The organism is Oleiphilus sp. HI0117 (assembly GCF_001635235.1).
In genome coordinates, this window is record NZ_LWGA01001381.1 from 1 (window position 1) to 269 (window position 269).

At 43.5% G+C, this 269-nt stretch carries 1 protein-coding gene; it reads right to left on the minus strand.

The window, feature by feature from the left end:
* Positions 1–25: 25 nt before the first annotated feature.
* On the minus strand, positions 26–269 hold a 244-nt coding region (locus A3757_RS27340; RefSeq protein WP_197470273.1), incomplete at its 5' end, for a hypothetical protein.

The window sequence follows — 269 nt, forward strand, 5'->3', positions numbered from 1 at the left end:
CTAGCTTATTCTGGAATGCCTTAGCCTAATGCCCGAAGCTCTTCATAAGACCTTTAAGCTTGTCACCACCTTTCTCTTCAAGTTTCTCCATCAGCTTCTCTTTAGCTTTCGCTTTCAGTTTTTCCGTCTGCTTTGCTTTAGCTTCTTTGATAAGCTTATCAAGTATTTGTTTACCCATAGCCTGAGCAAGTTCCTTTGGAGGAAGGCCCGCACTTCCACCTACATTCGAGACAGCAAAGGTGGGGAGAGTTTCATCATACTTTTTCTGG